Raw genomic sequence first — 23,960 nt, forward strand, 5'->3', positions numbered from 1 at the left:
CAACGAACGGGCGTGCCAATGGGGGAAACCGAACTGTCTGATGGTTCACTGCTGGAACGATTAAAGAAACGTAGGAAATTGGCTATATGCGGCCAACATGGCTGTTTGATTCGATCTTTTATAAAAATAATTTGTTTTAAATATCAAATAGTTGGATACCTATAAACACTATTTTCAGTAATTGCCGGCCGGATTTACCGCTCAAAAACGTCAAATTAATAACGTTGTTTTTATGCCACGTTGTGTCCCACGTTGGCGCTACATGCGTAGGAGTAATCCCTGCGCAAAGACAATTCCGTTCATGGAGAACGGATCGCCCCACGGATGCCCAGGGCGCTGGTTGCAGGTTTTCGACATCAAGGATGAAAGGGCTATGAGATTGACGCACCTATCAAGCACCCCGGAAAACCCGAATTTCTACACCGAAATGGGCGAGTTGATTGCTCACAGTGGCCACGTGGATTTTGCCGCCCACATGCTGCACCTGGTGGACAAATGGGTGCCGATCCACCGGGTGGACCTCAGTGAATGGACCCTCGATGACCTGCGCGAGCGCGTGCTTGGTATCAAGTCGCTGGGCAGTGCCGGCCGGCAACAGGACGTGACGGCGCCGTCGGCCTTGCAGACGATGGATGAAGATCCGCTGCTGCGCGAAATGCTCGGCATGCAGGACCCGTTGCTGATCCAGCTCAAAGCCAGGGCCAACAGCGCTCACTCGCGTGGCACGTCGCACCAATGCAGCCTTGTGTCGCGCCAGGCCGACCGGCGTTGCGTGATTTCGCTGTACCGGTCGCCCACCCAGCGCGGGTTTTCCCTGGCCGAACTATCCTTTCTCAAACGCTTGTCGGAGGCCCTGCTACCGCTGATCGAATACCACGCCCAGAGCCTGCGCCACTCGCCGTACGCCGAGACTGAACCGGCAGGCACCTTGCTGGAACACTCCCAATTGCAACGTGAGTTCGACAAGCGCCTGTCCTTAGGCGACGTCACCCTTTCGGCGCGCGAGCAGGCGGTGTGCCTCGGCCTGTTGACGGGGGGCACCGTGCAGCAGATCGCGGAAAAACTCAGGGTAAAAAACAGCTCCATCGAGACCTACCTCAAGCGCGCTGCCGCCAAGTTGGGCGTGAGTGGTCGGCATGGTTTGGCCAAGTGGATGGTAGGAGCCAACTGATCCCGCACCCGCAGCCAGCGGAATCTGCACGGTGGTGATGAGTGTTGCCGCGCTTGACGGTAGTTAACATATTAAATATAACGTTAACAACTGAACGACTTTCCCGCATGACGGGCGCAGTCGTTCGAGGCGGGGTGCCCCCCGCCCTACCCTCACGGCCACTCAAAAAAAAGTACAACACTATGAGCACAGCCAATTCCACTGCCAGCCTCGCGCTGGCCGAGCATGATCGCACCCACCGAATTGTCACCTGGCGCCTGATGCCGCTGCTGCTGGTGTGCTACCTGTTTGCGCATCTGGACCGCATCAACATTGGCTTCGCCAAAATGCAGATGAGCAGCGATTTGCATTTTAGCGACACGGTCTACGGCTTTGGCGCCGGCCTGTTCTTTATCGCCTATGCACTGTTCGGCGTGCCCAGCAATATGGCGCTGGACCGCGTCGGGCCGAGGCGTTGGATTGCCAGCCTGATGGTGGTGTGGGGCCTGCTTTCCACCGGCATGTTGTGGGTGGAAAGCGCCCGTGGTTTCTACGTACTGCGCTTTTTGCTGGGGGTGGCCGAGGCCGGTTTTTTCCCGGGGATACTGGTGTTTCTCAACCGTTGGTACCCGGCCCGTCGCCGTGCACAAGTCACTGCATTGTTTGCGATTGCCGTGCCCATGGCCGGGGTGCTGGGCGGGCCGCTGTCGGGTGCGATCCTGGAAAACTTCCACGATGTCGGCAGCCTGCGCGGCTGGCAGTGGATGTTCCTGATCGAAGGCCTGCCGGTGGTGTTGCTGGGGCTGGTGGTGCTCAAGTGGTTGCCGGATGGCTTCGCCTCGGTGAACTGGCTTACGGACGAGCAAAAACACCAGCTTCAGGCACAACTGCGCAGCGAGGAACAACGCAAAACCATCACCTCGTTCGGTGGCATCCTGCGCGACCCGCAAGTGTGGCTCCTGGTGGCGGTGTACTTTGCGGTGATGCTGGCGGTGAACACCCTGGCGTTCTGGATGCCGACGCTGATTCACGGCGCCGGTATCGGCCGTGACAGCCAGGTCGGCCTGCTCAGCGCCGTGCCGTACCTGGCCGGTTGCTTGTTCATGATCGGTTGTGGGCGCTCATCCGACCGCCACCGCGAGCGCCGCTGGCACCTGTGTGTGCCGTTGTTGATGGCGGCGGTCGGCATCGCCGTCGCAGGGCTGGCGCCGACTAATCCACTGCTGGTGATGAGTGGACTGGTCGTCGCTGGCATGGGCGCAAGTGCCGCATTGCCGATGTTCTGGCAACTGCCGCCAGCGTTCCTGTCCAACACTACACAGGCGGCCGGCATCGCCATGATCAGCTCGTTCGGCAGCGTCGCCGCGTTCCTCGCGCCGTACCTGATCGGCTGGATGCGCGACGCCACCCAGAGCGCCAGCCTGGCGCTCTACGTGCTCGCGCTGTTTATCGCCCTCGGCGGTGTATTGGTGTTGCGCACCCACGCGAGCATCGTCAATCCGCGCTAGCGCTTGATGTTTTTCAGGTCATCCAGCAGACCCAACAGGGTCTGCAACTTCTCGTCGCCCAACTCATCCTGCAAGCGCTGGTAGTTGGCTTCCATGCACTGGCTCATGGCTTCGAAGCTGGCCACACCCTTGTCGGCCAGGGTCACCAGCACGCGGCGCTGGTCTTGCTCGGCCTTGCGCCGGTGCACCATGCCTGCGGCCTCCATGCGCACCAGCACGCCGGTCATGCTCGGCTTGAGGATGCAGGCCAGTTCCGCCAGTTGGTAAATCTCCAGTTCACCGTGTTGTTGCAGGATGCGGATGATGCGCCACTGCTGTTCGGTGAGGCCGTGTTCGTTGAGGGACGGGCGAAAAAAACTCATGGCCGCTTCGCGGGCTTGCAACAGGGTCAAGGTCAGGGACTGGCGAGGTTTGAGCATAGGGATCAGGGTCACGACGAATTTGATTAATAATTTAACGAAACTCTAGCATTCCGCGCCAGCAAGTGCGCGCTATAACGTGTAGGTCATGTCTGCCCTGGCGCCCAGAATCAAAACCCTGGGCAGGCAGGATCAAGACATCCATCCCGTCAGGGCCCTTAATGGAGGCATCCGCTTTAGAGCCTTCCTTCACCTTTCAGGCTGCCCCATGATCAACATCGAAACCCCCACGTATTACACCGCCACCAAGAAATACAACCTCAGTTTTCCCACCCTGGAGCAAGACATCGACGCCGATGTGGTGGTGATTGGTGGTGGTTTCTCCGGCATCAACACCGCTTTGGAACTGGCGGAAAAAGGCATCACCAATATCGTCGTCCTCGAAGCGCGCTACCTGGGGTTCGGCGGCACTGGGCGCAATGGCGGGCAGATCATGGCGGGCATCGGCCACGACCTGGAGAAGATCAAAAAGGACGTCGGTGAAGACGGCCTGCGCCAGGTGTTCGAGATCAGCGACCTGGGCGCCGACATCATCAAGAACCGTATCGCCAAGTACAACATCGACGCCGACTTCTGCCACGGCTACGGCTACATGGGCTTCAACGCCCGCCAGGAAAAAACCCTGCGCGCCTGGGAGAAGGACTTCAAGTCGATCAACAGCCAGCACGAGATCCGCTTTCTCGGCGGCTCCGATGTGCAGCAGATCATCGGCTCCAAGGCCTACACCAGCGCCCTGCTGCACATGGGCGGCGGGCATGTGCATTCGTTGAACCTGCTGCTGGGTGAAGCCACCGCGCTGGCCAGTCACGGCGTGCGCATTTTCGAGAACAGCCCGGCGCTGGAGGTCAGCTACGGCGAACGCATCACGGTGCGCACCGGGCGCGGTTCGGTGCGCGCCAGCAAGTTGCTGTGGGCCTGCGACAGTTTCCTCAACAAGCTGGAGCCGGAACTGCACCGCTCGACCATCAACACCTACGCGTTCCAGATGATGACCGAGCCGTTGTCCGACGAGTTGATCCAGCGCATCAGCCCGATCCGTGGGGCCTACAGCGACATCCGTCCGGTGATCGACTACTACCGCGTGACCAATGAAAACCGCCTGCTGTTCGGCGCCGCCACCCCTTTGGTGGAGCATATTCCCGGCGACCTCAAGGCGTGGAACCGCAACCTCATGTTGAAGATTTTCCCGTACCTCAAGGACGTGAAAATCGACCTGGCCTGGGGCGGCCCAATGGCATGCAGCCCCAACCTGTTCCCGCAGATCGGCACATTGCCGGGGCGCAGCAATGCGTTTTTCGTGCAGGGCTATTCAGGCTTTGGCGTAACCCCGAGCCACATCATCTGCAAGGTCCTCGCCGAAGGCATGAGCGAAGGCTCGGCGCGCTATGACCTGGTTTCCTCGATTCATCGTCCGACCATCATCGGCAAGGACGCAATCCGCCCGTTGCTGCTGACGGCGGGCAAATCCTGGCACCAACTTTCCGGCTACTGGAACGGGCGCCGCTAACCCACTTTTTTACTCATCAGGAGCAACTGCCATGACCCTTACCACCCTCAAGCACAACATCCAGCTGTCGGAACTCGACGCCTGGGGCACCGTGGCCGACCTCGGCTCCGAGATCCTCGAAGGCGAAGTGCGTGCCTTCGGCAAAATGACCTTCGGTGCACCAACCGACCCGGTCAGCAGCGCCTACTTCGGCACCACCCAGGGCAAGTTCCGCATGGTCTACCCGTTCAGCGAACAAGCCACCGTGGTGACCGGCGAAGTGCGACTCACCGATGAGTCCACCGGCCAGTCCACGCACTACAAGGCAGGCGACAGCTGGTTCGTGACCAAAGGCACGCCTGTGCTGTGGGAAGTGCTCAGCGAAAGCTTCGTCAAACACTACTTCGCCGTCGTCTAAGGGAGACGTTGCCATGACGAGTTCGTCCAATTGGATCACCGTGGGCGCACTCGCCGACGGTTTCGCCCCAGAAGCGTTCATCCTGCCCAACCGTGCCGACCTGGCCGGCCAGGCTTTCACCCTGCACTTCGCCAATGGCTGGCAGATCGAACACCGTTTCGAGCGCGACCGCCTGGCCTGGCATGCCGCCGATGGGCACTCCAGCGGCAGCGCGCCGTACCGCGCCACCTCAATCCGTCCGGGGCTGTACCTGGTGGATTTCATCAAGCACGAGGCCGGACAAAGCTGGTCCATCAGCCTGGTGCTGGATACCCACAGTGCCTCGTTCACGGCGGTGATCGGCAGTCTGCCGGATCAACAGGAAACCCACGAAGGCCTCTACCACCGCGCCCTCGCCGGCAAGCCGCTGACCTCGGTGCAAGCCGACTTCCTCCACGGCAGCCTCGACCGCCCATGGCAAGACGGCCATTGCCCGCACGCGCCCACCGACGAACTGGTGGGCCTGCGCAACCAGTACCGCTACAGCCCCAGCGAGGTCTACGAGCACATCTACCTCAACGATCGCTTCTACGCCTGGCAATGCCTGCAGGGCGTGGAGCAAGGTTTGTGCGACACCGACCGCTGCCACTACTACAAGATCGCCGAACAGCTGTACCTGTTTGTGTGGCAAGAGAAGATCGTGCCCACACTCGGCCTGGTGTTGATCGACCTGCAACAGCACCGCAGCGACGGCAAGATCTTCGGCTATGCCGGGGCGTCGTTCGACGAATTGTCGAACTTCCCGGTCAGCTCGTATTGCCGAGTACTCAACCGCACGGAATACCCCCGTGACTGAGCCGCGCACGGTGGTGATCACCGGCGCGGGTACCGGCATCGGCGCGGCGTGTGCGCGGCTGTACGCAGAGAAATGTGCGCAACTGGTGCTGATCGGACGACGCCGCGAACCCTTGGAACAGGTGGCGCGTGACACCGGTGGTCTGATCCTGGTGGGCGACGCCGCCTGCCCGACCACTTGGGGCGAGTTCATCCGGCAGATCCACGCGCACGCTGGGCGAATCGATGTGCTGCTGGCCTGCGCCGGAGGCCATGGCCTGGGCAGTGCGACCCAGACCAGCCCCGCCACCTGGGAAGGCGCTCTGCGCAGCAACCTCGACAGCGCGTTCTACAGCGCCCGCGCCTGCCTGCCGCTGTTGCAGGCAAGCGCCGGCAACATCGTGCTGATCGGCTCCATCGCCTCGTTGGCGGCAGGGCCCGAGGTGTGCGGCTACACCACGGCCAAGCATGCGCTGCTCGGGTTGAATCGTTCGTTGGCGCGGGACTATGGCCCCCATGGCGTGCGGGTCAACGCCGTGTGCCCCGGCTGGGTGCACACGCCTATGGCCGATGCGGAGATGCAGCCGTTGATGGACACCTACGGCGACACGCTGCAGCAAGCCTACGACCGGGTTTGCGCCGACGTGCCACTGCGCCGCGCCGCCCAGGCAGACGAGATCGCCAAAGTGTGCCGCTTCCTGGCCTCCAGCGACGCGTCGATCATCACCGGGGCGACGTTAGTGGCGGACGGTGGTTCGAGCATCGTCGATGTGCCGACATTGGCCTTCACCCGTTTGGAGCCCGCCCATGCCCAATGACCTGGATTTCAGCGGGCAGGTAGTGTTGGTCACCGGCGGCGCCCAGGGGATTGGCCTGGGAATCGTCGAAGCGTTTGCCCAGCGTGGCGCCCGGGTGGTGATTGCCGACCGCCTGTTGGAGCAGGCCCAAGAGGTTGCTGCTGCACTGAACGCGCAGGGCTATAGCGTGGAAGCGGTGGGTGTCGACCTGGCAGAGGCCGAGGCAGTATTCACCTGCGTTCAAGCGCTGCCGCAGCTGGATATCCTGGTGCACAACGCCGGGTACTTTCCGCTGACTCCCTTTGAAGCCATCACCCCGGCGATCCTGCAGCGCACGCTGGCGGTCAACCTGTCAGCGTTGTTCTGGCTGACCCAGGCGGCCTTGCCGATGTTTCGCCAGCAAGGCCGGGGCTGTGTGCTGGTGACCTCCTCGGTCACCGGTAACCGGGTGGGGTATCCGGGGCTCAGTCACTACGCGGCGTCCAAGGCCGGGGTCAACGGGTTCATCCGCAATGCGGCGTTGGAACTGGCGCCGCTGAATGTGCGGGTGAATGGTGTGGAACCGGGCATGATCGCCACCCCGGCGATGGGCAACCTGGGGAATGCGGCGTTGAATGACAGCATTGCCAGTCGCGTGCCATTGGGGCGGCTGGGGGCGGCGGCGGATATTGCTGGGGCAATGGTGTTCCTGGCGTCGGGTTTGGCGAGCTACATCACTGGGCAGACATTAGTGGTGGACGGCGGATCCACCCTGCCAGAAGTCTGAAATGCGAATTAAATGTGGGAGCTGGCAAGCCAGCTCCCACATTAGATCGCCTTTGTTCTAAAGACAGTGCTCAGGCCCCCACCGCCTGCATCCGGCTTGAGCGAAAATCCTTGGGCGACACCTCAAACTGCTTCTTGAACGACCGGCTGAAATGCGCCGAATCGGTAAACCCCCACTTATAGGCAATCGAGGTAATCGACTCGCTGCGCAGGAACGGGTTGGTCAAATCATCCGCGCTGCGCTTTAGCCGTGCCCGCTGGATGTAGCGGCACACGCTGTCATCCTGTTCCTCAAACAGGCGATACAAATGCCGCACCGAGATATTCAGCCGATTGGCCAAACCGATCGGGCTCAAGCCGGGCTGGCTCAGTGACTCATCAATCACTTTCTGCACATAACTGCGCAGGTTATTCCCTTGCAGCGCCGCCATGCCTTCGCGGCACTCGTCGCCCTGCTCCAGGGCCGAGCCCAGCAGCGAGACGAATGCCGATTGCAAGGCCTCTACCTCGCCGTCACCGTCTTCGGTGTTGTCCTTGCACAACTGGTCCATCAGCACATGCAGCATGCGCCCACAGGCCTTGGTCGAGGAGATCTTGCCAAACGCGCGCCCATCGCCGCCCAGGTGTTTGCACACCTGCGGGCGCGATAGGGAGAGCGAGGCGTGTTCGATAAGGCCGAAGGGGATGATTTCGATGGAACCCACCGAGTCCATCAGCAGCATCTCGCCAGGGGCCAGTTGCAGGGTCTGGCCGTTCTGCACGATCTGCGAATAACCGCTGCGCTGGCTGACTAGGTAGCAATCCTGGTCGTTGTCGTGATCGGCATGGTGCGACGGACGTTTGATCAGCCCGGCATTGGTGCGCAGGATGGCCAGGCCGCGCGGCAAGTTGCTGATCTCGCCGATGAACAGCGAGCGGTTGAAAGCCAGTTCGGTATCGAAATAACCGCACGCGTCGCGCAGCTCCCGATTCCAGGTGTCCAGCCCGTCGTGTGCATGCTGTGGGATGCTCATGGGGTGCCTCCGCAATGGCTTCTTTTTGTTGTTCTGATGCAATAGTTAACATGTTAGCTATTTGCACGCAACAACTACCTGTCTTGCCATTGCGGTTGCACTATTGATGCCAATCAGAGGGACGACAACAGCCGTTGCAAGCCCACCAGGCTGGCGAGCAAGTGATCACGCTGCACCGGGCTCAAGGCGATATAACGTCGGAACGCCGGCATGCGATTGACCACCTCGCTGCCGCCCATATGCTCCAGGCGCACGCACCATTGCTGGTTGTGCAACTCGATACGCAGGCGCTTGAAATCCAGCGGCATCAAGGCTTGGAACAACGTAGGGTCTGCCAGCAAGCGCGCCTGCAAGTCACGGCCCAGCGCCTGGTTGCCTGAACGCCTGCGCACACGGATGCCGTTGCGCCGAATCGCGCCGCCATGGTGCACCTCGAAACTCGCTGTGCCCCCTGTTGCAGCAGGCACACGCAGCACGAACTCGGTCATCACCAGGTGCATCAACAACTGCGATTCGGTGCGCTCGACGATATCAACCGCCAACCCGGCAAGCTCAGCGTTAGCAGGCCCAAGGTTGCGCCGCACATGCGCCAGGGTGATCCCCGGTCGGTAGCCCGCCGGGGCCCGATCGGCACGGAACAACTCAAACAGTTTTTGGCGCAAAGTCGCTATAACCATGATCAGCATGCCCCGGTTGATGACTGAACTCCTTTGCCAATACCTCCTCCACGGAGGCCGGTTTGAAAGGATTGACCTTCTGCACCACCAGGGTCCAGAACAACGCATACGCCGCCGTCCCGCCCAGCATCACGCCAAACGGCACGTAGATGTCCGAGGGGTTCATGCCCGGCGGGGTGATGAACCACATGCCCAGCAGGATGCCCAGGCTCGACACAATCTGCGGCAGCGGAAACCACGGCGAGCGATACGCCCGTGGCAAGTCCGGCCGACGAATGCGCAGGATCACCACCGACACCGTCACCAGCAGGTACGCAAAGCTCCACGCGCACACCGCCGCCAGTACCAGGTGCATGATGTTGTCGGTGTTGCCGCCCAGGTACAGCGCGTGCAGGCAGGGAATCAGCATCGCTACCAAGATGCACAGCAGCGGGGTCTTGAAGCGCGGGTGCAAGTAGGTGAAGACTTTGGGCAACGCGCCATCCACCGCCATGCCGTAGAGAATGCGTGGCACACCGGCCATCAAGGTGTTGATGGTCGCCGCGCCGGCAAACAGAAAGCCGATGCCCAGCCACATCGGGCCGAACTGCCCCATCACCTGCTCGGCGAATTTTGGAATCGCCATGGGTGTGTCCAGCAGGTGCAGGCCGGAGGCGGCATCAAGGACCACGTTTTCCACCTGGCGCTTCATCGCGGCGCCGTAGATGAACATGCACGTGGCCACGCCCACCAGCCCGAGCATCATCGCGCGCGGCATCACCTTGGCCGATTGGCGCAGGTCCGGTGCCAGTGGCGTGACGAACTCACAGCCAACAAACATGAACATCGCCATGCCCACCAGCGACAGCACGGTGATCAGGTCGGTGCCCACCAGCGACTCGCCGAACCAGCCATCCAATTGCACCGCGGGTGCGGCGATCAAGCCCAGCACGCCGAATATCATCAGCGTGGTCCACATGCCGAACGTGAGGATGATTTCCGCCCGCCCGAATGCGCTGACACCAAAGGCATTCAGCACGCCGAACACGATCACGAAGCCCACCCCCAGCAACCACGAACCACCGGCCGACTCGGCCAGGGTATTGAGGTGTTCGAAGTTCACCAGCGCCATCACCCCGGACAGGATGGTCTCGGCGGTGCCGGCAAATACATGCACGATCAGGTAGGCCGACAAGGTGCCGGTGATCGCGAAAAAGCGTCCCATGCCGCAGTTGATGTAGTCGTACACCGAGCCGGTGGTGGGCAGGATCGCCGCGGCCTCGGCGAACGTCGTGGCCTGGGCCAGCATCATCACTACTGCGATCAGCATCGCCAGGGCAAAGGCGCTGCCGCCGATACCGAAGCCCATGGTGGCGGTGAGAATCACCGGGCTGGCCATGATCAGGCCAATGGTGCTGGCCAGTGCGGTGGGGAAACCTACCGTGCCTCGGTTGAGGTGCGCGGTGAGTCGGTCGTTGCTCGACATGGTGGGGTCCTCGAAAGCGGTTTTTTTTAATGTATCGGCACTCTGCGCCCCACCCGTGTTAGTCGTCTTGCCCCTGTCTGCCGCCGGTTTTGTTGCTCCCTGCCACGGCCCGGTGCCTGGCGGCCAGGGTCAAATCCCTGGCACGCAGAGGAAAGACTTGGGCCCCCAGCGCTCGCCCTAATGCGCCCTCACTCTTAACCAAGCTGGGGACAATAACAATGGAGCACACACTGAAAAATCGCCGCCTGGGCCAGGCGGTCGGCCTGGCTACCGCGTTACTGGTGGGCCAGGCCCAGGCGGTCGAGTTGTACGCCGATGCCGACACCAAAGTCACCGGCAACTTCCTTGCCGTGTACGGCATGTTCAACAGCCCGAAGAACTATGACGGCCGCACGGGTGGGTCCACCTGGCGCGAGGCATTTATCAAGTACGGCCTGAGTGTGGAACAAAGCCTGGGCAATTTCGGTGGCGTGTACGGCACGGCCAACCTGGTGAGTTCCGGCACCTGGGGCGATGGCGATGCGTCCGGGGTCACTACCGGCAAGGAGCGCACCACCAAGTTTGACGAAGCCTTCGCCGGCTGGCGTTCCGGTGACCTGTTCCCGGCCTTGGGCAAGGACGGCATCGACCTGTCGTTCGGCCGCCAGGTGCTCACCCTCGGCGACGGTTTCATCCTCAACGACGACGGGCCCAACCTGGGCAAGGGCGTGGGCGACGGCGAGTTCAATCGCGGCGGCGCCTACTACATCGCCGCACGTCACGCGTTCGACAAGACCGCGGTGATCCGCCTCGGCGGCAAAGACGGCGTGCATGGCAGCCTGCTGTGGTTCAAGTCCGACAACCCGGCCCAGGCCATGACCGAAATGGCCGCCGGCACCCTGGAATACACCGCCGCACCCGGCACCCTCGGGCTCACCTATATGCGCGGCATCGACGTGGACGACCGCTACGCCTCTGATGTACAGCGCCAACGCAAAGGCATGAACCTCTACAGCGTGCGCGGCGCCGGCAACGCGGGCATCGACAACGCCCACTTTGCCTTCGAACTGGCGCGCCAGGACCGCCGCGACGGCCAGGAAAACGCCGGTTACGCCGAAGCCGGCTACACCTTCGCCAACCTGCCCTGGTCACCGGACCTGACCTACCGCTACGCCCGCTATTCAAAGGATTGGGATGCGATGTTCGCCGGTTTCAACCGTGGCTACGGCACGTGGGTCCAGGGCGAAGTGGCCGGCAACTATTCCGGCCCCTACAACACCAACACCTCGGTGCAGCACATGGCCCTCAAGGTCAAGCCGCTGGAGAACCTCACCCTCGGCGCGCTGTTTTTCGACTACAACACCGTCAGCACCCGTGGCCAGCTGAACCTGGACGGTCGCGAACTGGACCTGTACGCCGAATGGGCGGTGAACGAACACCTGATCATCACGCCGCTGATCGGTCTCTACAAACCCAACAAAGATGCCGAAACCGGCGGCAACCAAGTCGGCGGCAACGGCACCAACGTCTACAGCCAACTGGTAGTGGCCGTGCCGTTCTGAGGCGTCTGGGCAGTCACAGGCAGAAAACCTGGCAGGCACAGTCAAGCCACAGGGTGACCCGTTGGTTACCCTCGGTTTTTCTTTTGTGAACTGCCAGGAACCTGCCATGAGCGATATCCCGCTGCTGCCCCAAGTCGAAGCGTTTTTGCGTCGACCCCACGGGCTGTTTATCGACGGCGACAACGTACGTAGCCACTCCAGCCAGACGCTGGCGGTGACCAACCCGGCCACCGGCCAGGTCATCGCCGAGGTTGCCGATGCTGACCTTGCGGATATCGACGCAGCGGTAGATTCCGCCAATCGTGGCTTTGCCCTGTGGTCGCAAACGGCTCCAGCCACGCGCGGCAATGTGCTGCTCAAGCTTGCCGACCTGTTGGAGCGCAACCGCGAGGAACTGGCGCAGATCGAGACGTGCCAGTCGGGCAAGATCATCCAGATTTCCCGCGCATTCGAAGTCGACCAGGCCGCGCACTTCCTGCGCTATTACGCTGGCTGGGCGAGCAAACTCACGGGCCAGACCATCACCCCATCGTTGCCCTCGTTCAACGGCGAGCGCTACACCGCCTTCACCTTGCGTGAACCGGTGGGCGTGGTGGTGGGCATCGTGCCGTGGAATTTCTCGACCATGATCGCCATCTGGAAACTCGCCTCGGCACTGGTGACCGGTTGCAGCATCATCATCAAGCCCAGCGAATTCACCCCGCTGACGATCCTGCGCATCGCCGAACTGGCCATCGAAGCCGGGCTACCGGCAGGGGTGCTCAACGTACTCACCGGCGGCGGCCAGGTCGGCAAGGGGTTGGTGGAACATCCCGGCACCCACAAGGTGTCGTTCACCGGCTCCGTGCCCACCGGTATCGCCGTGGGCCGCAGTGCCATGGGCGCAGGCCTCACCCGCGCCACCCTGGAACTGGGCGGCAAGAACGCCGCGGGTTTCCTGCGCGACGTGGACGTGGACAAGGCGGTAGACGGCATCATCGAAGCCGGCTTCCTGCACTCCGGGCAGATCTGCGCGGCGGCCGAACGCTTCTTCGTACACCGCTCACAGATCGATGCCGTGCTGGAAAAACTCAAGCTTCGCCTCAGCCGCCTGGCCATCGGCTCGCCGCTGGACGAACGCACCGAATTCGGCCCGGTCACCCACCACCAGCACCAGCTCAAACTGCTCGGCTACTTCACCCAGGCCCGCGCCGAAAACAATACGATCATCCACGGCGGCACCCTCCTCGACCGCCCCGGCTGCTACGTCGAGCCCACGGTGATCCTGGCCAATAGCATCAACGACACCCTGCTCAACGAAGAAACCTTCGGCCCCATCGCCACCTTCCTGCCCTACGACAGCGAAGACGAGTTGCTGGCGCTGATGAACCACGGCCCCTACGGCCTCAGCGCCAGCCTGTGGACCAACGACCTGGGCAAGGCGCTGCGCATGGTCCCGGCGATCAACGCAGGCACCCTGTGGGTGAACATGCACACCCTGCTCGACCCCGCGGTGCCGTTTGGCGGCAACCGCTCTTCGGGGGTTGGCCGGGAGTTTGGCAGCGCCTTTATCGAGGACTACACCGAGCTCAAATCCGTGATGATCCGGTACTTACCCGTGTAGTGAGCGGGCTTGCCCCGCGCTGGGAGGCGAAGCCGCCCCAAAACCAGGCACCTCGGTCTAACTGAAACACCGCGGCGACTGGGTTGGGACGGCTTCGCCCCCCAGCGCGGGCGGTGCGACGATTCGACAAGCCCGCTCACTACAAGACGCAAATGTTGCCAGATGTTGATGTACCAGACTGTCCCAGACCGATGCTTTAGCCTTGCTGGCCCATCGACAACAAGGAAGCGTCATGCAAAGAAAGGTTATCAATCCCACAACGGTTTTCAACTCTCTGCAATACGGCTTCAGTCAGGCCATTGAAGTACCCGAGGGACGACGCATTCTGCTCTCCGGTCAAGTCGGGGTGGATGCCCAAGAGCGCGTCGTTGGTCAAGGCATTGCTGACCAGACTGCCACCGCGTTGGACAATATCGAACGGATCCTGGCCGAGGTCGGCGGTGACCTGTCGCATGTGGTGATGCTGCGGTTGTACATCGTCGAATCGGCTCGAGACCAGCAGGAACCGATCGCCCAGGCTTTGCGCCTGCGCTTCCCACACAATCCGCCGCCGTCTTCGTGGATCATCGTCAGCGGTTTGTCGTTGCCCGAATGGCTAATCGAAATCGAAGCAGAAGCGGTGGTTTGTAGTTAGCGGCCCATGGCCAGGCTGAATGGCGAAAATTCGGCAAACCGCCAGCGCAAGGCCAATGCTGCCGGGCGTCGGAGCACGTGTTCCACGTTTACCGTCCACAGCCGTTGTGCGCCCTCGAACGCGGCTACTTGCGGCCCGTCGAGGATCAAGGCGGTGCGCCCGGCAACGTGCAATACATCCCCCGATTCAAAGTCGACGAACAACAGCCCCGCCACGGGGTTGGCGTGCAGGTTGCCGAGGGTGTTGAAGAACTGGTTGCCGGCAAAGTCGGGAATGGTCAGCAAGTTGCCGTCCACCCGCACGAACCCTGTGTTGCCGCCACGATGGGAGACGTCCACCGAGCGTTCACCCTCCGCGTCGACGTAGCTGGCGACGAAGAAGGTGTCGGCATTGCGGATCATCGCTTGCGCGGTTTCATCCAGGCCAGTCGAGCGTTCGGCCACGTTGCCGGGTTTGCGCGCAATGCCGTCCACCGGCCGCAGTTGGATGTATTTGGGGCAGTTGCCGTAGGTGTGCACCACGTCTACCGAGAAACCCTCGTGATCGAGGGCGCCAACGCGACCATTCATGCGGTTGCGGCGGCGGGTGTTGAGGTCGATGCCCAACAGGCCCACCGCTGCGCCTTGGCGAAAGGCCGCGCGGGCCGGGTCACGCGTGGACGGCAGGCTGTCGATCTGCAAGGTATACGGGTCCGGCGAATGGGCGAACCCCGGCGCACCTTCCACCATCGTCGCCCATGGGGTGCCTTGGTCATCCACTACGCCGAGCACCAGGTACGGCAACAGCGGATAGAAATCCCGGTGTTGTTCCGGCAGATGATCGCGGATCACCTTGGGCCCGATCATCGCCATGCGCTCGGCCACGCCGACCACTTCTTGCATGTGCCGTTCGCCGGCATGCCAGGGGGACTGTTCATTCGAGTTCATGGCGATCACCTCATCAAAGATGCCCCGATGCTGCGCTCTACCCGCCACCGAGAGAATGCCCACACCTGGCAATCCACTGTTACGCCAGCTGAAATGCTGGATGTTCGCGCAACTCAGTCACGCAGTGATCGACAAAGCTGCGCACGCGCATCGGCGCGTTGCGGCCTTCGCGATACACCACATGCACTGGCATCGGCGGCAGCTCATAAGTCGCTAACACCCGGCGTAATTGCCCACTTTGCAGGTGCTCGTGCACCGGGTAACTCAGGCAACGAATCAGCCCCGCTCCGTGCACCGCCGCGTTGATGGCGCCTTGCACCGTGGCGCAGCCCAATCGTGCACGGGCCTTGAGTTGATAGCCCTGGAACGCCCAATGCACCTGATCGGCACTGGCAATCAGCCGATGCTGCTTGAGGTCATCCGGGTGCTGGGGTTCGCCGTGATCCGCAAGATAGTTCGGGCTGGCACAGAGGATATGCCGCACATGCCCCACCGGCCGCGCAATCAACGATGAACTGGGCAGCTCGCCGACCAGGATCGCCACGTCCAATCCTTCTTCATGCAGGTTCGGGTAATAGTCGTGGTAATGCGCGACGAGGCGCACCCCGGGATAGCGGTCCATGTAGTCCGCCAATACCGGCGCCATCACGTAACGACTGAATAGAAACGGCAGGAATACCCGCAGGTTGCCCTGCGCCTGCACATGCAAACCCCTGGCCGAGGCTTCGGCGGCGTCCACCGCCGCCAGCAACCGCACGCAGTCGGCCAGGTAGGCGGTGCCCGCGCCGGTCATACTGACACCTCGCGTACTGCGCTCAAGCAACGGCACGCGCAGCCGCGCCTCCAGCCGGGCAACCGCGCGCACCAGGGTCGGGCCCGACACCTGGGCATTGCGCGCCGCTGCCGCCAGGCTTGGTTGCCCGGCCAGCGCGGCGAACAGCTGCATATCGCGATAACGCTCCATCAGCCGCGCCGCTTCATCGCCGGGTTCAGCGCGGCGTCCTGGCCGAGGCGATGGGAGAGGAAGTCCACGAAGGTATTGATCTTGGCCGGCACACGCGCGCTTTTCTGGAACACCACCTGGATCGGCAACGGCGCGGGTTCAAAGTCTTGCAGCACGATTTCCAACTCTCCCGCCGCCACCGATGCGGCGACCTGATAGGACAGCACCCGTGTCATCCCCCAGCCCAGGCGCGCCAGGTTGATCGCGGCGTTGTTCGCCGTCACCACCAGGCGCGGTTCGATAGGCACCGTCAGCGGCTGGCCCGCGTCCACAAACGTCCACTCGCTCACCAGTTGGCTGGACGACGACGTCGCGATCTTGGCTTCGCGCAATTGGAAGGGATGATCGGGACGCCCGTGCTGGTCGAGGTAACCCGGCGACGCGCAGACCACTCGCCGCACCTCCCCCACCTTGATCGCCTGCTGCCCCGGCTCATGCAAATGGCCGATGCGCACGGCCACATCGACGCCTTCGTCGATGATGTTGACCACGCGGTCGACCAGCAAGGCATTGATATTCACCAAGGGAAAACGGTCCAGGTACTCCCCCAGCACCGGCGCCACATACAGCTCGCCAAACAGTACCGGCGCGGTCACGGTGAGGTGGCCGCAGGGGATGGAGTAACTGCCCGCCGCCGCTTCCTCGGCCTCATCCAATTCGGCGAGGATGCGCCGGCAATCCTCCAGGTACCGCTGGCCGGCTTCGGTGAGGTGCAGGCTGCGAGTGGTGCGCGACAATAGCTGGGTGCCGATGCGTTCTTCCATGGCGGCGATGGCTCGGGTCACGCTCGGCGGCGAGGTTTTAAGGCGGCGCGCGGCGGCGGCAAACCCCTCCTCCTCGGCCACCGCGAGGAACACCTGCATTTCATGAAATCGGTCCATCGCGAGCCCTTTTGTTGCTTACTCACCCCAAAAACTCATATCACTCGGTACGCGGCATACCCACGAACCCCGGCAACGCTTCGATGCTGGCAAGCCACGCACGCACCTGAGGGTAGTCGGCCAGCGACACATTGCCTTCCGGCGCGTGGGCCACATAGGTATAGAAGGCGATATCGGCGATGGTCGGTTGCTCGCCGGCCAGGAAGCGGCTCGCCGTCAGTTGCTGTTCCACCAGGTTCAACAGCGCATGGCTGCGGTTGATGGCGGTGACGGTATCCACATCAGCCCCAAACACCACCGCCAGACGCGCAGTGGCCGGGCCTGCGTGCAATTGCCCCGCAGCCGCCGACAGCCAGCGCTGCACGCGAGCCTGCCCAACTGGATCAGCCGGCAACCAAAGGCCCTTGCCGTACTTGTTGGCGAGGTACACCAGGATCGCGTTGGAGTCGGCCAGTACCACGCCGTCGTCATCAATTGCCGGGACCTGGCCAAAGCTGTTGACTGTGGCGATGAAATCCGGGGCCTTTTGGGCGCCCTGCTTGAGGTCCACCAGGATGAACTCCGTGGGCAGACCCAGCAGGGACAACATCAGCGACACCCGGTGGGAATGGCCGGATAACGGGAAACCGTAGAGTTTGATCGCGGGCTGGGACATGAAAGGCTCCAAAGGTGGGTGATCGACGCCAAGCATGTTCTACCGCTGACCTGATCGTTGGAATCACCTGGAATTACAATCCAGCATTTCAGCGGATGAAACAATCACCGCTCCTCCAGGCGTTCGCGCAAAAACCGGTGGCTGACGGAAAACAACCGCCGATACGTCAACAACACCGCCCCCACCGTGCCCAACGCCGACGACGCGGCAATCAAAAACATGATCACGATCTGATACCGCACCGCATCCACCGGGCTCTCCCCCGCCAGCACCTGGCCGGTCATCATGCCGGGCAGGCTGACAATGCCCACCACGGTCATCTGGTTCAGCGTCGGGATCATGCCCGCACGCACGGCCTGGCGGATTGCTTCCTGGGCCGCTTCCCAGCGTGAGCCGCCGAGGGCCAGGATCATTTCGATGGTATTGCGCCCCGAGGTCAGTTCCTGGGTCATGCGTTCGATGCCCAGGGATACGCCGGTGAGGGTGTTGCCCAGGATCATCCCCAGGATCGGAATGGCGTACTGTGGCTCGTACCAGGGATGAATGCGGATCACCGCAAACAGGCCCACCGCCGTCACCAGCCACGAGCTGCCCCACACCGAAACGATACTGTCGACCCGCTGCCCCTTGTACGTGCGCCGCCCGCGCCCGGCTGCGGAGATGCCGGCGATCAACGTCATGGCGCACATCAACGGCAGCACCACGTACCAGTAGGCGAACTCAAACACCCAGCCCAACAGGTAACCGATGGCCAACAGCTGTACCACGGTGCGCACTGCCGCCCACAGCAACTGGCGACCCAGGCCCAGGCGCAGCAGTAATGACAGCGCACCGTTGATCAGGATCAGCGAGGCGGCGATGCCCATGTCCAGGGCCGTGAGGTTTTGGTAGTTCATGGCTGGGCCGCCCCGCTCAATACACCGGCGCTCATGTGCAGGTGGAGGTTGCTCATGCGCTGGGCCTGGTCGAGGTCGTGGGACACCCAAATGCAGGCGCGGGACTTATCGGCGGCAAACCAGGCGTCGATCAGCGCTTCCACTTCGCGCGATGAGGTGGGGTCGAGGGCGGCGGTAGGCTCGTCCAGCAGCAGCACCTCGGGATTGAGTTGCAGGGTACGGATCAGCGAGACCACCTGGGATTCTCCGCCCGATAAATCCGCAGCGCTTTTTGCCAGGAAGTCCGGCGCCTTGCCAGCGTGGCCCAGCAGCGTGGTGACCGCTGCAAGGTCGAAACTGCGGTTGCGTGACGTTTTGAGGCTGAACGGAAAACGCAGGTTGTCTTCCACCGTGCCTTCGATCAACGCCGGGCGTTGGGACAAATAGCTGACATGGCAGCGGTAGTGGGGGATTTGCGCGTTGCTGATCGGCTGGCCATTCCACAGGATTTGCCCGGAACTGGGCGCATCCAGCAGGGCCAGGGCGCGCAGGAACACACTTTTGCCAGACCCCGACGAGCCGGTAATGGACACGCGGTCAGCAGCGTTCAAGGTGAAATCGGTGGGTTGGAGCAAGGGCACCTGGCGGCGCTCGTCCATGCGCGTGAGGGCGCGGGTTTGAATTAACGGGGTCTTAGTCATGAACTCACTACTCGGTGAACAACTTGCAATAAAATATTTCACTGCCTATATTCGCCGCCTGGCGCCTTCTACGCCACCTTCCGCGGAAAGGGCTGCGCCCAGGACACTGCAACACCCTCATTTTTCTACGACTCCCAACCTTAAAGCGGACAAGGTTTACATCAGGAGCTCGTATGTCCCAAGTCTTCAACACCGACGGCCGCCTCAACCTTGAGCAGCAGCGCAAGCGCGCCAAGGAACTGTTGCCGCGCCTCAAAGCCGAAAACCCCAACGCCACGTTGTCCCAGGCCCAATGGGAAATCGCCAAGCAATTGGGGTTCAGCAGTTGGCCCAAGCTCAAGGCGCATGTCGATGCCATCGACTTCGCCGCCCGCCATCCCGACTTCGCAGCCTGCGATGAAGCCCGCACCACCCACTGGCGCTGCGGCAATGACATCGCCCACAGCCTGCAACTGGCCGGTTTCAAAGGCCAGTTCCGCATGCTCACCGACCCCTTGTGCATGGGCCCGGTACGCAACCTGCCCAGTGAGGAATACCAGGCCCTGCGCAGCGCTTTCATCAGCCAGGCATTTACCCTGGACAAAGACGATGCCGCTCGCCGGCTGGCCGACGAATACACCCACCTGCAAGCCCTGGCCAGCGCCGAACACAGCGTGTTGTGGTGCGAAGCCGACGCCTATGACCAACTGTTCCTGATCCGCGCATTGGCAGGCCTGGAGCGCGCGCCGCAGAGGCTGGAGCTGATCGAAGTAGACCGTATCCCCGGCGTGCAACGCTTTATCGGCATCGGCCAACTGGCGCCGGATGTACTCGCCTGGCTGTGGCCACAACGCCGCCTGATCGATGACGCCGCCGTGCAACTGGCAGAGCAGGCGTGGTCGGCGTACTGCGACAGCGCGCCGCTCAAATGGGCGCAACTGGCCCACGCTACACATCCTGCCCTGCCCTTTTTGGCGCCTGCGTTGCTGCGCCAGTTGCAGGAACTGCCTGGGGCGCAGGATGGGCTGTCGCTGACCGGGCGGCTGGTACTCACCTACCTGGCCGAGGCGGGACCAAAACCTGCGGGGCGGGTGTTTGCCGAGTTGATGGCCAAGCGTGAGCCGCTGCCGTTTCTGGGGGACATGATGTTCTTTGCGCTGCTACGGCCATTGATCGATGGTGAGGCGCCGTTGCTGGCGGAGACGGACGCGGGGTTGGCGCTGACGGAGTTGGGCCGGGCGGTACTCGAGGGGCAAGCGTATTGGCTGGAGCATGCCAGCCATGAGCGGTGGGTGGGGGGTACCCGAATCACCCCCGGCCAACCGCACTGGACGATTGACGAAGACCTGCGCCCCCTCTGGCGCCTAGCCTAATGTAGTGAGCGGGCTTGCCCCGCGCTGGGGGGCGAAGCCGCCCTAAACCCAGGCACCTCGGTCTTTCTGAGACACCGAGGCGCCCTGATTGGGGCGGCTTCGCCCCCCAGCGCGGGACGAGCCCGCTCACTACAAGGGCTGGCTGAGGTGTTCCAGGGTGTAGCGCAAAGAGGCTGGCAACATTGGTCCGTGGCTCAGGCCGGGGAATGTCTGGTAGCGCACTTTCAAGCCCTGCACTTGCTGCAAATCTGCCAGCAGCCTCTTCGCCGCGCCGTCGCCTTTTGGCCCGACCTGCATCGAAGGGCTCGCCGGTTCCTCATCGCCGCGCATCATCAACAACGCACGATGTTTTCCAGCAAGGCGCTGCGCCAATCCTTCGGCATGAATCACCCCACCGTTCCACCACAACGACGGACTCGCCGCCGCGTATTCATCAAACGCATCCGGCCGGGTCATCAGCGTATACAGCACCAGCAACCCACCGTAGGAATGCCCCCACAACAGTTGCCGCTTGGGTTTTTCCTCCAGGCGCTGGTTTATCAGCGGGCGGATTTGCTGGGTCAGCAAATCGAGGAACTGCTCCGCCCCACCACTGGGCACGTCGGTCAACGGATCGCGTTGCGCGCCCTCGCCCACTTGCGGCGTGTAGTCGAAGGTGCGTGCATTACGTTCGATGCGCAGTGGCGTGGCATAACCCACCGCCACCAACACCGGTGGCGTGGGGCTGTGGGACAGGCGGTTGAGCAGCTCGGTGTCGAGCGCCGCCATGGCCGCATTGCCGTCCAGCAAGTAGGCCACCGGGTTGGCCGCGCTGACCTTGAGCGGACGGCCCAGCCAGATGCGGTAGTGTCGCGCGCCGTCGGCAGAGTCCAGTTCCAGGGTGCTGAAGCGGTAGTCGCTGGCCTCGCGCAACACCGGGGCATCCATCAACTGGTCCGGTGCCGGTTTGGCCAGCGCACACTGGGTAAACAGCAGCGCGAGAACCATCGCCCGGCGCATCAGAACGACGCCGTCAGGCTGGTGAACAAGGTCCGGCCAGACTGGTTGTAGGTGGCCGCGCCCGCACCGTCGATGTTGGTCACGCCCTGGGCGTTGCCTTCGCGCCACAGGCGTTTGTCGAACACGTTATCCACGCCAGCGGTGAGGCTGAGGTTTTTGGTGATGGCATAAGTCCCGCTGACACCCGCGATGGCATATGGCGACAGTTGGTTGTTGCTGGAGCCTGTCACGCGGTAGCCGTGGTAGTCGTATTTTTTCGGGGTCTGCTTGCCGTACCAAGCCACGTTCGCTTGCAGGGACAGGTCCTGGGTGGCCTGCCAGTCCAGCATGGAGTTGAGGGTGTACTTGGGCGTTACCGAAAGCACATCACCGGTTTGCTTGTTTTTCGATTGCAGCATGTAGGTGAAGTTATTGGTCCAGGTCACTTGCTCGCCCAACGGCAAGGTCAAGTTACCTTCCAGCCCCTCCACAAGTGCCTTGGGTACGTTTTCCCACTGGAACACGTTGGCGTTGGCGGTGGAGCCGGTGCCACCGGTGGCTGTACCGACTGGGGTCAGGCCGGACTCGATCTTGTTCTTGTAGTCGTTGCGAAAGTACGTCAGGCCCGCAACCACACCGTTGTTGCGGTACTCGATGCCCAGCTCCTTGTTGACGCTGGTCTCGGCTTCAAGGTCGGCGTTGCCTTGCAGGTAGCAGCTCTTGGTCGACCCGTAGCAACCCTGGCCGTTGCTATACAACAGGTAATTGGGGTTGAGCTGGTAGAGGTTCGGCGCCTTGTACGAACGGGCGATACCGGCCTTCAAGGTCAGGGTGTCGGTGAGTACCTGGGACAGGTTGAGCGAGGGGCTCCAGTTGTCGCCGACGATGTCGTGGTGGTCCAGGCGCAGGCCTGGGGTGAGGCGGGTGCCAGGGCGCAGTTCGATGTTGTCTTCGGCGAACACAGAGAAGATCCGCGCCGACGAGGTGCTGCTGCGATTGGTGCTAGTCAGCCCGGCGACGCTGCCACCGGCAGTGGTGGTTTGCGTGTTGGCGCTGGGGTCGTCGAGCTTGGACTCAACCCACTCGGTGCCCAGGGTCAGCACCTGGTCGACACCGGCATGCAGCGGCAAGCTGACCTCGCCATGGGCGGTCAGGTCGCGCAGCGTGGTGGTGTAGAAGTCCGTGTTGGCGAAGATGCCTTCGGTTCCGCCCGCCAGCCCTTCGTTGATGCGGCTATTGCGGGTCTTTTCGTATTGCAGGTAGGCCAGGCTGCTGCCGAAATCCCATTCGCCACGGTGGGTCACGGCGTAATGTTCGCGGTACAGGATATTGGTCTCGTGGCCGAGCATGCTTTTTACGCTGGCGTTGGTGTTGGTGTTCTGGGTATCGCCGGTGTAGATGTTGCCCTGGCGGCTGAAACCGGCCTCCAGGTCGAGGGTTTGCTCAGGGGTCATTTTCCAGCTGAGCAAACCGTTGACGTCCTTGTTGCGCACGCCTTCGCGCCCCGCCGGCAGCGTGCCGATCTGGTTGCCGTAGCGGGTCGATTCATGGCCGCTGTTGATGTCGGCATCGTCGGCATCTGTCTTGGCGATGTTGCCGTATACGCGGTAGCTGAGGGTGTCGGTGATCGGGCCGTTGAGGCCGAAGTTCATGCGCTCGGTTTCGCCTTCCTCTTTGTGCTGGGCGAAGTTGTGGTAAATCGTCGCCGAGCCGTGGGTCTCGGTGCCGGGCTGCTTGGTGATGATATTCACCACGCCGCCCGCCGCGCCGTTGCCGTAACGGGCTGCCGCCGGGCCACGGATGACTTCAATGCGCTCCACTTGATCGGCCGGCACCCAGTTGGTGTCGCCACGGCTGTCACGCTCGCCGCGCCAGCCGTAGCGCACGGAGTTACGGCTGCTGACCGGCTTGCCGTCCACCAGGATCAAGGTGTTTTCCGGGCCCATGCCACGGATGTCGATCTGGCGGTTGTTGCCGCGCTGGCCGCTGCTGGAGTTACCGGTGAGGTTCACCCCTGGCATGGTGCGGATGATCTCCGACAGGTCGTTGGCCGGCGGGCGCTTCTTGATGTCGTCGGCCGTGATGATCGACACGCCGGGCATCTGCTTGATCTCTTCCTCAGCGGTGCCCAATACGGTCTGGGTCGGCAGCTCCATCTGCGCGGGTGCTTCGGCGTCGGCGGCGAAACCGACGATGGGCAACACACTGCAAATACTCACGGCAAGCAAGGACAAGCGGAACATGGGGCGATCTCCAAACGTCAACCCGACCGATAGCGGCGGGCCATCAAAGATCGCAGA

At 62.3% G+C, this 23,960-nt stretch carries 23 protein-coding genes; 11 read left to right on the forward strand and 12 right to left on the reverse strand.

Annotated elements, in window-relative coordinates; genetic code table 11:
• The first annotated feature begins 373 nt into the window (after positions 1 to 373).
• Together CFE47_RS25505 and CFE47_RS25510 are read left to right on the forward strand one after the other, a co-directional pair.
• Positions 374 to 1,171 (forward strand): helix-turn-helix transcriptional regulator, encoded by a 798-nt coding sequence (locus CFE47_RS25505; protein WP_286841273.1) that lies wholly within the window; start codon positions 374 to 376, stop codon positions 1,169 to 1,171.
• Between the two features lie 182 nt (positions 1,172 to 1,353).
• On the forward strand, positions 1,354 to 2,658 hold the full coding sequence (locus CFE47_RS25510) for an MFS transporter (RefSeq protein ID WP_286841275.1): 1,305 nt from the start codon (positions 1,354 to 1,356) through the stop codon (positions 2,656 to 2,658).
• Here CFE47_RS25510 and hpaR read toward each other — a convergent pair.
• Complete coding sequence (hpaR, locus tag CFE47_RS25515) at positions 2,655 to 3,077, reverse strand: homoprotocatechuate degradation operon regulator HpaR (protein ID WP_185710489.1); 423 nt, start codon at positions 3,075 to 3,077, stop codon at positions 2,655 to 2,657. The genes CFE47_RS25510 and hpaR overlap by 4 nt on opposite strands.
• A gap of 208 nt (positions 3,078 to 3,285) precedes the next feature.
• Here hpaR and CFE47_RS25520 point away from each other — a divergent pair, with 208 nt between their 5' ends.
• From CFE47_RS25520 to CFE47_RS25540, 5 genes are read left to right on the forward strand one after another with little or no spacing between them, the layout of a single operon-like run.
• The gene (locus tag CFE47_RS25520; RefSeq protein WP_185710434.1) at positions 3,286 to 4,584 is read left to right on the forward strand and encodes an NAD(P)/FAD-dependent oxidoreductase; all 1,299 of its coding nucleotides are present in this window, start codon (positions 3,286 to 3,288) and stop codon (positions 4,582 to 4,584) included.
• A gap of 31 nt (positions 4,585 to 4,615) precedes the next feature.
• Complete coding sequence (locus tag CFE47_RS25525; RefSeq protein WP_185710433.1) at positions 4,616 to 4,981, forward strand: cupin domain-containing protein; 366 nt, start codon at positions 4,616 to 4,618, stop codon at positions 4,979 to 4,981.
• 13 nt (positions 4,982 to 4,994) lie between these two features.
• Positions 4,995 to 5,816, forward strand: a complete 822-nt coding sequence (locus CFE47_RS25530) for a molybdenum cofactor biosynthesis F family protein (RefSeq protein WP_286841278.1) — start codon at positions 4,995 to 4,997, stop codon at positions 5,814 to 5,816.
• Positions 5,809 to 6,612 (forward strand): SDR family NAD(P)-dependent oxidoreductase, encoded by an 804-nt coding sequence (locus CFE47_RS25535; RefSeq protein ID WP_286841280.1) that lies wholly within the window; start codon positions 5,809 to 5,811, stop codon positions 6,610 to 6,612. Before CFE47_RS25530 ends, CFE47_RS25535 begins: the two co-directional genes overlap by 8 nt.
• Positions 6,602 to 7,357, forward strand: a complete 756-nt coding sequence (locus CFE47_RS25540; RefSeq protein ID WP_286841282.1) for an SDR family oxidoreductase — start codon at positions 6,602 to 6,604, stop codon at positions 7,355 to 7,357. The genes CFE47_RS25535 and CFE47_RS25540 overlap by 11 nt, the downstream gene beginning before the upstream one ends.
• 70 nt (positions 7,358 to 7,427) lie before the next feature.
• Here CFE47_RS25540 and feaR read toward each other — a convergent pair whose 3' ends face one another.
• The 3 genes from feaR to CFE47_RS25555 form a co-directional block, all read right to left on the reverse strand.
• Positions 7,428 to 8,369 carry a transcriptional regulator FeaR gene (gene feaR / locus CFE47_RS25545; RefSeq protein WP_286841284.1) on the reverse strand — a complete coding sequence of 314 codons (942 nt, stop codon included), beginning with the start codon at positions 8,367 to 8,369 and terminating at the stop codon, positions 7,428 to 7,430.
• Between the two features lie 113 nt (positions 8,370 to 8,482).
• Entirely contained in the window at positions 8,483 to 9,055 is a 573-nt protein-coding gene (locus tag CFE47_RS25550; protein WP_286841286.1) for a DUF3156 family protein, read from the reverse strand.
• The gene (locus tag CFE47_RS25555) at positions 9,012 to 10,511 is read right to left on the reverse strand and encodes an APC family permease (protein ID WP_286841288.1); all 1,500 of its coding nucleotides are present in this window, start codon (positions 10,509 to 10,511) and stop codon (positions 9,012 to 9,014) included. Before CFE47_RS25555 ends, CFE47_RS25550 begins: the two co-directional genes overlap by 44 nt.
• A gap of 218 nt (positions 10,512 to 10,729) precedes the next feature.
• On the opposite strand from CFE47_RS25555, the gene CFE47_RS25560 reads away from it, so the two are divergent.
• From CFE47_RS25560 to CFE47_RS25570, 3 genes are all read left to right on the forward strand, one after another.
• Positions 10,730 to 12,052: an alginate export family protein gene (locus CFE47_RS25560; protein WP_286841290.1), complete on the forward strand. Its 1,323-nt coding sequence runs from the start codon at positions 10,730 to 10,732 to the stop codon at positions 12,050 to 12,052.
• A 106-nt stretch (positions 12,053 to 12,158) separates the two neighbouring features.
• On the forward strand, positions 12,159 to 13,655 hold the full coding sequence (locus CFE47_RS25565; protein WP_286841292.1) for an aldehyde dehydrogenase family protein: 1,497 nt from the start codon (positions 12,159 to 12,161) through the stop codon (positions 13,653 to 13,655).
• A gap of 232 nt (positions 13,656 to 13,887) precedes the next feature.
• Complete coding sequence (locus CFE47_RS25570; protein ID WP_286841294.1) at positions 13,888 to 14,289, forward strand: RidA family protein; 402 nt, start codon at positions 13,888 to 13,890, stop codon at positions 14,287 to 14,289.
• On the opposite strand, the gene CFE47_RS25575 is transcribed toward CFE47_RS25570, so the two are convergent.
• The 6 genes from CFE47_RS25575 to CFE47_RS25600 form a co-directional block, all read right to left on the reverse strand.
• Complete coding sequence (locus CFE47_RS25575) at positions 14,286 to 15,215, reverse strand: pyridoxamine 5'-phosphate oxidase family protein (RefSeq protein WP_286841296.1); 930 nt, start codon at positions 15,213 to 15,215, stop codon at positions 14,286 to 14,288. The two genes, CFE47_RS25570 and CFE47_RS25575, sit on opposite strands and share 4 nt — an antisense overlap.
• Positions 15,216 to 15,294: 79 nt before the next feature.
• Positions 15,295 to 16,179 (reverse strand): LysR family transcriptional regulator, encoded by an 885-nt coding sequence (locus CFE47_RS25580; protein ID WP_286841298.1) that lies wholly within the window; start codon positions 16,177 to 16,179, stop codon positions 15,295 to 15,297.
• Positions 16,179 to 17,099 (reverse strand): LysR family transcriptional regulator, encoded by a 921-nt coding sequence (locus CFE47_RS25585; RefSeq protein WP_286841300.1) that lies wholly within the window; start codon positions 17,097 to 17,099, stop codon positions 16,179 to 16,181. The genes CFE47_RS25580 and CFE47_RS25585 overlap by 1 nt, the downstream gene beginning before the upstream one ends.
• Positions 17,100 to 17,139: 40 nt before the next feature.
• Complete coding sequence (locus tag CFE47_RS25590) at positions 17,140 to 17,754, reverse strand: glutathione S-transferase family protein (protein ID WP_286841303.1); 615 nt, start codon at positions 17,752 to 17,754, stop codon at positions 17,140 to 17,142.
• Between the two features lie 104 nt (positions 17,755 to 17,858).
• Positions 17,859 to 18,650 carry an ABC transporter permease gene (locus CFE47_RS25595; protein ID WP_286841304.1) on the reverse strand — a complete coding sequence of 264 codons (792 nt, stop codon included), beginning with the start codon at positions 18,648 to 18,650 and terminating at the stop codon, positions 17,859 to 17,861.
• Positions 18,647 to 19,330: an ABC transporter ATP-binding protein gene (locus CFE47_RS25600; protein WP_286841306.1), complete on the reverse strand. Its 684-nt coding sequence runs from the start codon at positions 19,328 to 19,330 to the stop codon at positions 18,647 to 18,649. Before CFE47_RS25600 ends, CFE47_RS25595 begins: the two co-directional genes overlap by 4 nt.
• Before the next feature lie 173 nt (positions 19,331 to 19,503).
• Here CFE47_RS25600 and CFE47_RS25605 point away from each other — a divergent pair, with 173 nt between their 5' ends.
• On the forward strand, positions 19,504 to 20,682 hold the full coding sequence (locus tag CFE47_RS25605) for a DUF1835 domain-containing protein (RefSeq protein WP_286841308.1): 1,179 nt from the start codon (positions 19,504 to 19,506) through the stop codon (positions 20,680 to 20,682).
• A 129-nt stretch (positions 20,683 to 20,811) separates the two neighbouring features.
• On the opposite strand, the gene CFE47_RS25610 is transcribed toward CFE47_RS25605, so the two are convergent.
• Positions 20,812 to 21,681 carry an alpha/beta hydrolase gene (locus CFE47_RS25610; protein WP_286841310.1) on the reverse strand — a complete coding sequence of 290 codons (870 nt, stop codon included), beginning with the start codon at positions 21,679 to 21,681 and terminating at the stop codon, positions 20,812 to 20,814.
• Positions 21,681 to 23,903, reverse strand: a complete 2,223-nt coding sequence (locus CFE47_RS25615) for a TonB-dependent siderophore receptor (RefSeq protein ID WP_286841312.1) — start codon at positions 23,901 to 23,903, stop codon at positions 21,681 to 21,683. The genes CFE47_RS25610 and CFE47_RS25615 overlap by 1 nt, the downstream gene beginning before the upstream one ends.
• Positions 23,904 to 23,960: the final 57 nt, after the last annotated feature.

It is taken from the genome of Pseudomonas sp. PGPPP1, assembly GCF_002255865.1.
In the GTDB taxonomy this organism is placed as follows: domain Bacteria; phylum Pseudomonadota; class Gammaproteobacteria; order Pseudomonadales; family Pseudomonadaceae; genus Aquipseudomonas; species Aquipseudomonas cremoris.

Coding starts and splice junctions, on each gene's coding strand:
- CFE47_RS25505 (WP_286841273.1), top strand. CDS start 374: ATGAGATTGACGCACCTATCAAGCACCCCGGAAAACCCGAATTTCTAC.
- CFE47_RS25510 (WP_286841275.1), top strand. CDS start 1,354: ATGAGCACAGCCAATTCCACTGCCAGCCTCGCGCTGGCCGAGCATGAT.
- hpaR (WP_185710489.1), bottom strand. CDS start 3,077: ATGCTCAAACCTCGCCAGTCCCTGACCTTGACCCTGTTGCAAGCCCGC.
- CFE47_RS25520 (WP_185710434.1), top strand. CDS start 3,286: ATGATCAACATCGAAACCCCCACGTATTACACCGCCACCAAGAAATAC.
- CFE47_RS25525 (WP_185710433.1), top strand. CDS start 4,616: ATGACCCTTACCACCCTCAAGCACAACATCCAGCTGTCGGAACTCGAC.
- CFE47_RS25530 (WP_286841278.1), top strand. CDS start 4,995: ATGACGAGTTCGTCCAATTGGATCACCGTGGGCGCACTCGCCGACGGT.
- CFE47_RS25540 (WP_286841282.1), top strand. CDS start 6,602: ATGCCCAATGACCTGGATTTCAGCGGGCAGGTAGTGTTGGTCACCGGC.
- feaR (WP_286841284.1), bottom strand. CDS start 8,369: ATGAGCATCCCACAGCATGCACACGACGGGCTGGACACCTGGAATCGG.
- CFE47_RS25550 (WP_286841286.1), bottom strand. CDS start 9,055: ATGCTGATCATGGTTATAGCGACTTTGCGCCAAAAACTGTTTGAGTTG.
- CFE47_RS25555 (WP_286841288.1), bottom strand. CDS start 10,511: ATGTCGAGCAACGACCGACTCACCGCGCACCTCAACCGAGGCACGGTA.
- CFE47_RS25560 (WP_286841290.1), top strand. CDS start 10,730: ATGGAGCACACACTGAAAAATCGCCGCCTGGGCCAGGCGGTCGGCCTG.
- CFE47_RS25565 (WP_286841292.1), top strand. CDS start 12,159: ATGAGCGATATCCCGCTGCTGCCCCAAGTCGAAGCGTTTTTGCGTCGA.
- CFE47_RS25570 (WP_286841294.1), top strand. CDS start 13,888: ATGCAAAGAAAGGTTATCAATCCCACAACGGTTTTCAACTCTCTGCAA.
- CFE47_RS25575 (WP_286841296.1), bottom strand. CDS start 15,215: ATGAACTCGAATGAACAGTCCCCCTGGCATGCCGGCGAACGGCACATG.
- CFE47_RS25580 (WP_286841298.1), bottom strand. CDS start 16,179: ATGGAGCGTTATCGCGATATGCAGCTGTTCGCCGCGCTGGCCGGGCAA.
- CFE47_RS25585 (WP_286841300.1), bottom strand. CDS start 17,099: ATGGACCGATTTCATGAAATGCAGGTGTTCCTCGCGGTGGCCGAGGAG.
- CFE47_RS25590 (WP_286841303.1), bottom strand. CDS start 17,754: ATGTCCCAGCCCGCGATCAAACTCTACGGTTTCCCGTTATCCGGCCAT.
- CFE47_RS25595 (WP_286841304.1), bottom strand. CDS start 18,650: ATGAACTACCAAAACCTCACGGCCCTGGACATGGGCATCGCCGCCTCG.
- CFE47_RS25600 (WP_286841306.1), bottom strand. CDS start 19,330: ATGACTAAGACCCCGTTAATTCAAACCCGCGCCCTCACGCGCATGGAC.
- CFE47_RS25605 (WP_286841308.1), top strand. CDS start 19,504: ATGTCCCAAGTCTTCAACACCGACGGCCGCCTCAACCTTGAGCAGCAG.
- CFE47_RS25610 (WP_286841310.1), bottom strand. CDS start 21,681: ATGCGCCGGGCGATGGTTCTCGCGCTGCTGTTTACCCAGTGTGCGCTG.
- CFE47_RS25615 (WP_286841312.1), bottom strand. CDS start 23,903: ATGTTCCGCTTGTCCTTGCTTGCCGTGAGTATTTGCAGTGTGTTGCCC.